Consider the following 7,821-nt stretch of genomic DNA (forward strand, 5'->3'; position numbering starts at 1 on the left):
TCCGGCAATGCAGCAAGGTCAACCGCGGGGGTTGCTGCGCATCATCGGATCCGCCATTGCGTTCTTTTCGATCAATGTGCGGGTAAATGCAACAATCTGTTGCGGTGTTCTGAAAAGAATATTTCTTTCAGGACCGCAAGCATAGCAATGTTGCCTTGGATCGGTCAGATAAAACTTATCAGACCTTCGTCCATACGCGATCAGTCGACTTCCAGTATCACTTTTCCGATGTGTGCGCCACCCTTCAATGTGGCATGTGCCTCCGATGCCTGTTCAAGAGGGAAGGTCTTGTAAATTACGGGCGCAGCTTGACCGGATTCCAGAAGCGGCCAGACTTTTTCGCGCAACGAAGTAGCAATTGCACCTTTGTTGGCAACCGGCTGCGCACGCAGGGTTGATCCCATCAGCGTCAGACGTTTGAGCAACAGCGGGGTAAAGTTGGTTTCCGCCTTGGGTCCGCGCAAAAAGGCGATGATCAGAATGCGCGCTTCAAAGGCAGCTGCCTTGAAATTCCGGCTGACATAGTCGCCTGCGACCATATCCAGAATAACATCTGCGCCTTTGCCATCGGTTGCGGCTTTGACCTCTTCGACAAAGTCCTGGGTCTTGTAGTTGATCGCGACATCCGCGCCAAGGTCACGGCAGGCCTGACATTTTTCGTCTGATCCGGCGGTGGCAATGACTTTGGCACCAAATGCCTTGGCAAGCTGGATGGCGGTGGTCCCAATCCCCGATGTGCCACCATGCACCAGAAATGTCTCGCCCGCCTTCAGATCAGCTTTGTCAAAGACGTTGTGCCAGACCGTGAAAAAGGTTTCGGGTACCCCGGCGGCGGCTGTCATGGACATGCCTTTGGGTACCGGCAGGCATTGCGCCGCTGGCACTGCAGCATATTGGGCATAGCCGCCGCCGGTAACCAGTGCGCAAACCTTATCCCCGCATTTCCAGTCGGTGACGTTTGATCCAACGGCAACAATTTCGCCCGACAGTTCAAGCCCCGGGATTTCCGATGCACCGGGCGGGGGCGGGTACATGCCGGCAACTTGCATCAGGTCCGGTCTATTCACCCCACTTGCCGCAACCCGCACCAAGACATCATCCGGGCCATGGTTCGGCACCGCGACATCACCCAGCACAAGGGCAGGGGTGTCGGTGTCTTTCGTGATCTCGACGGCTTTCATCTTTTCGGGAAATTCTGGATTGGACATCGGGACCTCGTTGGCGAAAATAGCGTTTTATACCTATCTAGGACATGAAGGAAATTCAATGCCCCTGACCTGACAGGGAATAATGGAGGATGATTGTGGACGAAGAAGAGTTTGCTGTTCTCAAATCGGGTGAATTTGGCTTGCCGCGCAATCTTGAAGGAATGTCGATCACCAGTCTCAAAGACTATCGCGCCGCGCTGGAGCGTGAAATTAAACATGTGGATGAGACGCTCGAACACCGCAAAGGTGTGACCGAAGGTGCAGAAGCATTGTTCAAGAGCTGAAACCTAATCTGGATGCTTCGGCGCGGCATGTTCGATTACTAGACGTGAGGATGGTTTTTTTAAACCTGCGGTTAATTGAAAATTAAACTTGCCGTCTTATATGTGGAATAGAGGGTCATCTGATGGCTCTCTTGTCGAACGTGATGTTTCGATGCCTCCCTGTTAAACTGAGCCGCCCTTTTTTGGGGCGGTTCTTTTTCTTTGTGATTGATTTTTAGCGACTTAGTAGCCTGCCAATTAAGGCAGTGCGCATCTGTGTGTGCGTATTATTCTGCAAAAAGGTACGGGTTAATACGTATTGTCACATTTGTGCCATGAATAGCCTTGACCGCCTCTTAAGCGCTGGCTAAAGTTCGCACACAACAAAAACAAAACCAAAAAAAGTCCGGCAAGTTTAGCAGGTTGAGGTGAGACCGCCCCGAAAGTGGGCGGTCTTTCTATTTGCGCAACTCCCGTCTTGAAGCCGCTCAAAACCTTCCCAATATATTCAGGATGACTCACGAGCATCCCCCGACGTCAAAGGCGGCGTCGTATCAAAGCAATTTCTCGGTTGTTCATTTTTCGCGTACCTACGATGAAGCCTTTACACTGCTGATAGAGGCACGGAATTACCTTTCCGCCCATCGAGGCCAAAGCAAGAAACAGGGCAGTCGCGAAGCCGTTGCACAATGCGTCGAAGAGATGCGCATGACCACGCGATTGATACGGGCAATGGCGTGGCTTCTTGCCGTGCGTGCTGTTGAAGCGGGGGAAATCCCCTGGGATGAGGCTGTCGATATCGATGATCTGATGGTCGATCTTCGGGTCTGTACGGTCAATCCGCACGAGGAATATGGTTTCCTCTCGCCCGGTCTTCTCGATCTGATGGGGCGTGCCCATTCACTTTATATGCGTACCGCCCGTATGGAATTGCAGGTCGCCGCGCGCTGCAACGGCTAATAGACTGCAGCCTTACCCGAACATCGTTTTTGCCCAGGACTGGTTGCGGCGCGGTTGGTTGATAACCGCGCATAGCGCGTTCTGGTGATCACGGGATATAGAAGAGGGGCAGCTCAGCTGCGGGCTTGAACCTGGAAGACCTCAATCGGGTCGGTAAAGCCCTTCATCTGGCGTGTACCTTGCGAGACAAAGCTTGCCCGACTGCCGCTATAGGTATTCTTGACGTTTTCTGAAACCAGTGTTTCGTCACCGCCTGCTTGCGCACAGACACGTGCGGCCAGCTGCACCACACTGCCAAACAGGTCGTTTTCCTCGGCAATGGCTTCACCGGCATTGATGCCGATGCGGATCTGGAATTTCAGATCCTGGCTGGCATTGTGGGACGCCATGTTTTTCTGGATTTCAATGGCGGCCTCTACCGAACTCGCCGAGGACGGGAATACGGCCATGATGCCGTCGCCCATGTGTTTGACTTCCTTGCCATAGTTGTTGATCAGGGCCGTGCGCACGATCTGGTTATGGATATGGACCATCTGCTGCGCGCCATGATCCCCCAGTTCCTGGGTCTTGGCCGTGGAATTGACGATGTCGGTAAACATCAGGGCATGAAGCTTTTTGCCACCAGCACCTTGTGGGCCAGCCGCGGGCTTGTCGCTCCAGTCATTGATTGCTTTGGCAACTGATGACGTGATGCTCTTTTCATCTTTGATATAGGCGTCCATCGACTGGCGGCCCGCGCCATACATATCCTTGTATTTCGGCTCAAGAATATAGTCGTCGACATTCTTGCAGAATGTCTCGGCCATGCTTTTGTTTGCGCCCATTGCCGAAATGCAATCCCGTAAAATGACGCGCCCGTCTTTTTGATCCAGTGCGTGTTTTTCACTGCATGCGTCACAGGCCCCGGCGACATAAAGGTTCACGCCAAACTTGTGATAGGCATCAAGCGACGTCACTTTACGCTGAATAGCTTCGATCGATCCGGTGATGAAGTCGCGCATCTGTTCGCGTGTCGCCCGCATTTCGCGTGTTTCGACCAATGGTTTTTCCGGCGTATCGTCAATCGGCTCCGGTGCGGCCTCTGCCGGTGTGTCGTCCTGCGCGTCTTCTGCGACCTCTACGTCCGTGTCACCATCCTCACGGGCCATTTCGGCCGCCATTTCCGCAGCTGACTTGCGGCGCACATCCGAACCAGATCCCTGTGCGACGCCCGGGCGATTGCCAGCGCGGGCCGTTTTCGATCCTGTCGAACGAAAAGACGCCATCGAAGATCTGCGTGCACGTCCCTTGAACTTTTTGGTCAGCGCCATCAGCATCGGTACGACGCTGGCCAAAAAACCAACGGTGAAGGACAGGAAGTTGGCCTTGTCATAAAAACCCTGACTGATCTTGAGCCCCATCCCCGGCAGGAATTCAAGCCCCTTGGCCGCAAGCAACATGGTGGCAAGGCCAACCGCAATCGCAACACAGAAGGCGACCATCATCTTAAGGCCTAGACCAATAAGGGTCTGGCTTTCTGCAACCGATGCAGTTGGGCGAACAGCTGCGGGTTTCTTTTCGCTCGCAGGTGCCGCATCGTTGGGCTTGTCGGCAGATGTATCTGCCTTTGGCATCATTGGGGCGGGGGCAGGACGCTGCGCATCGGCCTTGGGCGGGGCTGACCGCCTTGGTTTTGCCTGCGGGTTGGTGTTTTCCAGTCTGCCCTGACCGCGCGTTTCGTAAATCACGTATTCGTCAGAGCTGTTGGTTGCGTGGTCGTAAACCTCGCGAATGACTTTCACGCCTGACACGTGATTTGCGCGCTCGATCTGTTTGGCTTCTTCTTCTGCCTGCTTTCTTTGCGCACCAGTAAAGTGACCGTGGATCTGCCACCGGCCTGAACGGTCTTTAACATAGACCTCATAGCTAACCTGGTTACGTGCTGTCACTTGATTCATCTAAGAGCCTGATCATGCGTGCAAGCAGAACAGGGCAGCAGAATCGGTGCCGCCTTATCCTAACGAATGGGATTATGGCAAAAAAATGCCGAAATCACCATCAGATATGCTCAATAACAGCCAAGAGTTGTTCCAACCACAGCTTTTTACCGTCGGCAGCTATGCAAATTCAGGGTTTAGACAAAGAAAAACGCCCGCGGCATCAAGAAGATGCGACGGGCGCTGATCCCACAGAACACAGAAGCGTGTTCTTTGCTTAGTTGCCGATATTGAAACCAGCGAAGCGCTTTTTGAACTTAGCAAGCTGCCCGCCGCTGTCCAGAAGACGGTGAACACCAGTCCAAGCCGGGTGGCTTTTCGGATCGATGTCGAGCTTCAACACATCGCCCGGATTGCCCCAGGTCGACTGCGTGGTGAAGGTGCTGCCGTCAGTCATCTGAACGGTGATCTCATGGTAATCGGGATGGATATCTTTTTTCATCGCCTATCACTCCGGAATTTGAAGCGCGGTGTATAGTGTAAAAAATCGGCTCGCGCAACCCCTGTAACCGGTAATTATCCGATTAACGCCAAATGAGGGGAGTGCAGTAGCGATCAGGCGGTCGTTTAACAGTGGTTGACCCATGTTTCAAGCTTTTCTCGCACCCGTGCTTATGCATACTTGCACAGGCCTCTTTATATAGTATGGTGCGCCAACAATTGATTGTCGCCTTGCCGGGGCATTGGACCCCGATGATAGACGGAGAATATGACTGTGGCCCTTGAGGAAACCCGCTTCCATCAGCTTGCAGACGAAACCATCGAAACGCTGTCTGATGTTATTGATGATGCCTTGGGCGATGACCTTGATGTTGATCTGCAGTCCGGCATCCTGACCATCGAACTCGATTCGGGCGAACAATTCATCATCAACAAGCATGGTCCGAACCGTCAGGTCTGGCTTTCTTCGCCGGTCAGTGGGGCAAGCCACTATGACTTTGATGAAGACAACGAAACCTGGACCTCGACCCGCGGTTCGACCACGCTCCATGATCAGCTTTCGGCTGATCTTGCTGTCAAAACCGGGAACAAGCTTGATCTTGGCTGATCTCTTTATATCGGCCGCGTGGTTACCACTGCATACGGAATAAAGTGCCTTGGCGCGTACACCGACTTCTTCTGCAAAACTCACCGATCGTGAAACCAGCCGGAACCTATCGTCGCTCCGTGCCATTGTCCCGTTCGTCACAAAATACCGTTTGCAGCTGTTCGGCGCGCTGATCGCACTGGTGACAGCATCTGGAACCGTACTTGCGCTTGGCAATGGCCTGCGCATGCTGGTTGACGAAGGCTTTGCCGAAGGTGATGGCGCGCTTCTTGACCGGGCATTGTTCGTTCTGTTTGCGGTAACCCTGTTGCTGGCGGGCGCAAGCTATATGCGCTTCTTCCTGGTTTCCTGGATCGGGGAACGCGTGGTTGCCGATATCCGTTCCGCCGTGTACCGCCATATCATCCGACTGGACTCAGCCTTCTTTGAAGTCACAAGAACCGGTGAAGTTCTTTCGCGTTTGACGACCGACACCACATTGCTTCAGGCGGTCATTGGCTCAAGCGTCTCGATCGCCCTTCGCAATGCCCTGATGTTTGTCGGGGGACTGACGATGTTGGCCATCACCAGTCCCAAGCTCACAGCACTTGTCTTGCTGGTTGTGCCGTTGGTTGTCATTCCGATTGTCGGATACGGTCGGCGCGTCCGGCGTTTGTCGCGCGAGTCCCAAGACAGGGTTGCCGACGTCAGCGCCTTTTCCGAAGAAACCCTCAATGCGCTGCGCACGGTGCAGGCCTATACCCACGAAGAAATCGAAAGCCAACGTTTCAGTGGCCATGTCGAAGGGGCCTTCAGAACGGCGGTTGCGCGTATTTCTGCCCGCGCCCTTCTGACCGCGATTGTTATCGTCATGGTGTTTGGTGCGGTTGGCACCATCCTGTGGATTGGTGGTCATGATGTGCTTGATGGCACGATCTCGGCGGGGGAACTTTCGGCCTTTGTCTTTTATGCCGTGGTGGTTGCCGGATCGGTTGGCGCCATCAGTGAAGTGATCGGCGATTTGCAACGCGCGGCCGGTGCGGCGGAGCGCCTTGTTGCGTTGCTGTCGACGGAACCTGAAATCAAGGCCCCGGAAAACCCCATCGCGTTGCCAGTACCCCATCAGGGTCATGTCAGTTTCGAAAACGTCACCTTCCATTACCCAGCACGCCCGGACCGCTCGGCCCTTGAGGGCCTCAGCCTGTCGGTCAAGCCGGGGGAAACGGTTGCGCTTGTTGGCCCTTCGGGGGCAGGCAAGACCACCGTGTTCCAGCTGTTGTTGCGCTTCTATGATCCGTCAAGTGGCGTGATCAAAGTTGACGGGGTTGATATCAAGACGGCCGATCCGGTCGCGGTGCGCGAACGCATTGGACTTGTCGCACAGGATCCGGTGATCTTTGCTGCCAGTGCATGGGACAACATCCGCTATGGCCGTCCGGGGGCTAGTGATGCCGATGTGCGTGCGGCTGCTGACGCCGCGCATGCCAGCGAGTTCCTTGACCGGTTGCCGGATGGCTTTAATACCTTCCTGGGTGAAAAGGGCGTGCGCCTGTCGGGCGGTCAGCGTCAACGCATTGCGATTGCGCGCGCGATCCTGCGCAATCCGGCCATCCTGCTTCTGGATGAAGCCACCAGTGCGCTGGATGCTGAAAGTGAACAGGTTGTTCAAAAGGCACTTGAAACCATCATGAAAGAGCGCACCACGCTCGTGATTGCGCATCGTTTGGCAACAGTTCTGCATGCAGACCGGATTGCTGTGATTGATGATGGCAAGCTGGTAGCAGTCGGGACGCATCAGGAACTGCTCGAAAGCTCCCCGCTTTACGGGCGTCTGGCCAAGCTGCAGTTTGAACGCGACGCAGCCTGATCTCAGGATAAAGCCAAAGCGCGCTGTATGGCTGTCTTCTATTCGGTTTCTTTACTGCCACATTCTCCCGACCCAAAACGCTGAGCCTAGGCTTCAACAGTGCGGACATCTGTCTTGATGTCGCAGAAACAAAAAACCCGCCACAAGGGCGGGTTTTTGATTTTGGACCAATCGGGGTCTTATTCGGCGCTGGCGATCTTGCGGTTGCCAATTGACAGTTCAGCATACTGTTTGCGCAACACATCAGAATCTGCAAGGAAGCGATCAAGCTCTTCACCCTTAAGCGTCTTGCCACTTGGCATCTTCACGCGGATCGGGTTGACCTGTGCATTGTTCTGCAGGATCTCGTAATGCAGGTGCGGACCGGTGGAGCGGCCGGTTGTGCCAACATAGCCGATGATATCGCCCTGCTTGACCCGCGATCCCTGTTTGAGGCCCTTGGCAAAGCCATTCATATGGGCATAGGCGGTGGCATAAGAATCATTGTGGCGGATCTGGATGTAATTGCCATAACCGCCAT

The 7,821-nt window shown here is 54.4% G+C and carries 8 protein-coding genes; 4 read left to right on the forward strand and 4 right to left on the reverse strand.

All coding sequences use genetic code 11. The annotated features are described in order from the left end of the window. Nucleotides 1–200: 200 nt before the first annotated feature. A complete protein-coding gene (locus AUQ41_RS14405) occupies nt 201–1,208 on the reverse strand; it encodes an NAD(P)H-quinone oxidoreductase (RefSeq protein WP_232308402.1) in 1,008 nt (335 codons plus the stop codon). Nucleotides 1,209–1,297: 89 nt separating this feature from the next. On the opposite strand from AUQ41_RS14405, the gene AUQ41_RS14410 reads away from it, so the two are divergent. Continuing rightward, nucleotides 1,298–1,492, forward strand: a complete 195-nt coding sequence (locus AUQ41_RS14410) for a DUF1192 family protein (RefSeq protein WP_063088987.1) — start codon at nt 1,298–1,300, stop codon at nt 1,490–1,492. Between the two features lie 492 nt (nt 1,493–1,984). Continuing rightward, complete coding sequence (locus AUQ41_RS14415; RefSeq protein ID WP_008891653.1) at nt 1,985–2,431, forward strand: DUF1465 family protein; 447 nt, start codon at nt 1,985–1,987, stop codon at nt 2,429–2,431. 113 nt (nt 2,432–2,544) lie between these two features. Here AUQ41_RS14415 and AUQ41_RS14420 read toward each other — a convergent pair whose 3' ends face one another. Further along, a complete protein-coding gene (locus tag AUQ41_RS14420; RefSeq protein WP_063088988.1) occupies nt 2,545–4,368 on the reverse strand; it encodes an adenylate/guanylate cyclase domain-containing protein in 1,824 nt (607 codons plus the stop codon). 256 nt (nt 4,369–4,624) lie between these two features. Then, nucleotides 4,625–4,849, reverse strand: coding sequence for a 50S ribosomal protein L31 (gene rpmE, locus AUQ41_RS14425; protein WP_008891651.1), 225 nt, complete (start codon nt 4,847–4,849; stop codon nt 4,625–4,627). A gap of 267 nt (nt 4,850–5,116) precedes the next feature. Here rpmE and cyaY point away from each other — a divergent pair, with 267 nt between their 5' ends. Continuing rightward, nucleotides 5,117–5,455 (forward strand): iron donor protein CyaY, encoded by a 339-nt coding sequence (gene cyaY / locus AUQ41_RS14430; RefSeq protein WP_063088989.1) that lies wholly within the window; start codon nt 5,117–5,119, stop codon nt 5,453–5,455. A 49-nt stretch (nt 5,456–5,504) separates the two neighbouring features. Further along, complete coding sequence (locus AUQ41_RS14435) at nt 5,505–7,301, forward strand: ABC transporter transmembrane domain-containing protein (RefSeq protein WP_063088990.1); 1,797 nt, start codon at nt 5,505–5,507, stop codon at nt 7,299–7,301. A 179-nt stretch (nt 7,302–7,480) separates the two neighbouring features. On the opposite strand, the gene AUQ41_RS14440 is transcribed toward AUQ41_RS14435, so the two are convergent. After that, nucleotides 7,481–7,821, reverse strand: a 341-nt coding sequence (locus AUQ41_RS14440; RefSeq protein ID WP_157092650.1) for a M23 family metallopeptidase, incomplete at its 5' end; no start/stop codon positions are given.

The sequence above is a fragment of the Thalassospira sp. MCCC 1A02898 genome, from assembly GCF_001618185.1.
GTDB lineage: Bacteria > Pseudomonadota > Alphaproteobacteria > Rhodospirillales > Thalassospiraceae > Thalassospira > Thalassospira tepidiphila.

Bases quoted from the DNA above. Each gene is read 5' to 3' on its own strand.
- AUQ41_RS14405 (WP_232308402.1), bottom strand. From the start codon at position 1,208: ATGTCCAATCCAGAATTTCCCGAAAAGATGAAAGCCGTCGAGATCACG.
- AUQ41_RS14410 (WP_063088987.1), top strand. From the start codon at position 1,298: ATGATTGTGGACGAAGAAGAGTTTGCTGTTCTCAAATCGGGTGAATTT.
- AUQ41_RS14415 (WP_008891653.1), top strand. From the start codon at position 1,985: ATGACTCACGAGCATCCCCCGACGTCAAAGGCGGCGTCGTATCAAAGC.
- AUQ41_RS14420 (WP_063088988.1), bottom strand. From the start codon at position 4,368: ATGAATCAAGTGACAGCACGTAACCAGGTTAGCTATGAGGTCTATGTT.
- rpmE (WP_008891651.1), bottom strand. From the start codon at position 4,849: ATGAAAAAAGATATCCATCCCGATTACCATGAGATCACCGTTCAGATG.
- cyaY (WP_063088989.1), top strand. From the start codon at position 5,117: ATGACTGTGGCCCTTGAGGAAACCCGCTTCCATCAGCTTGCAGACGAA.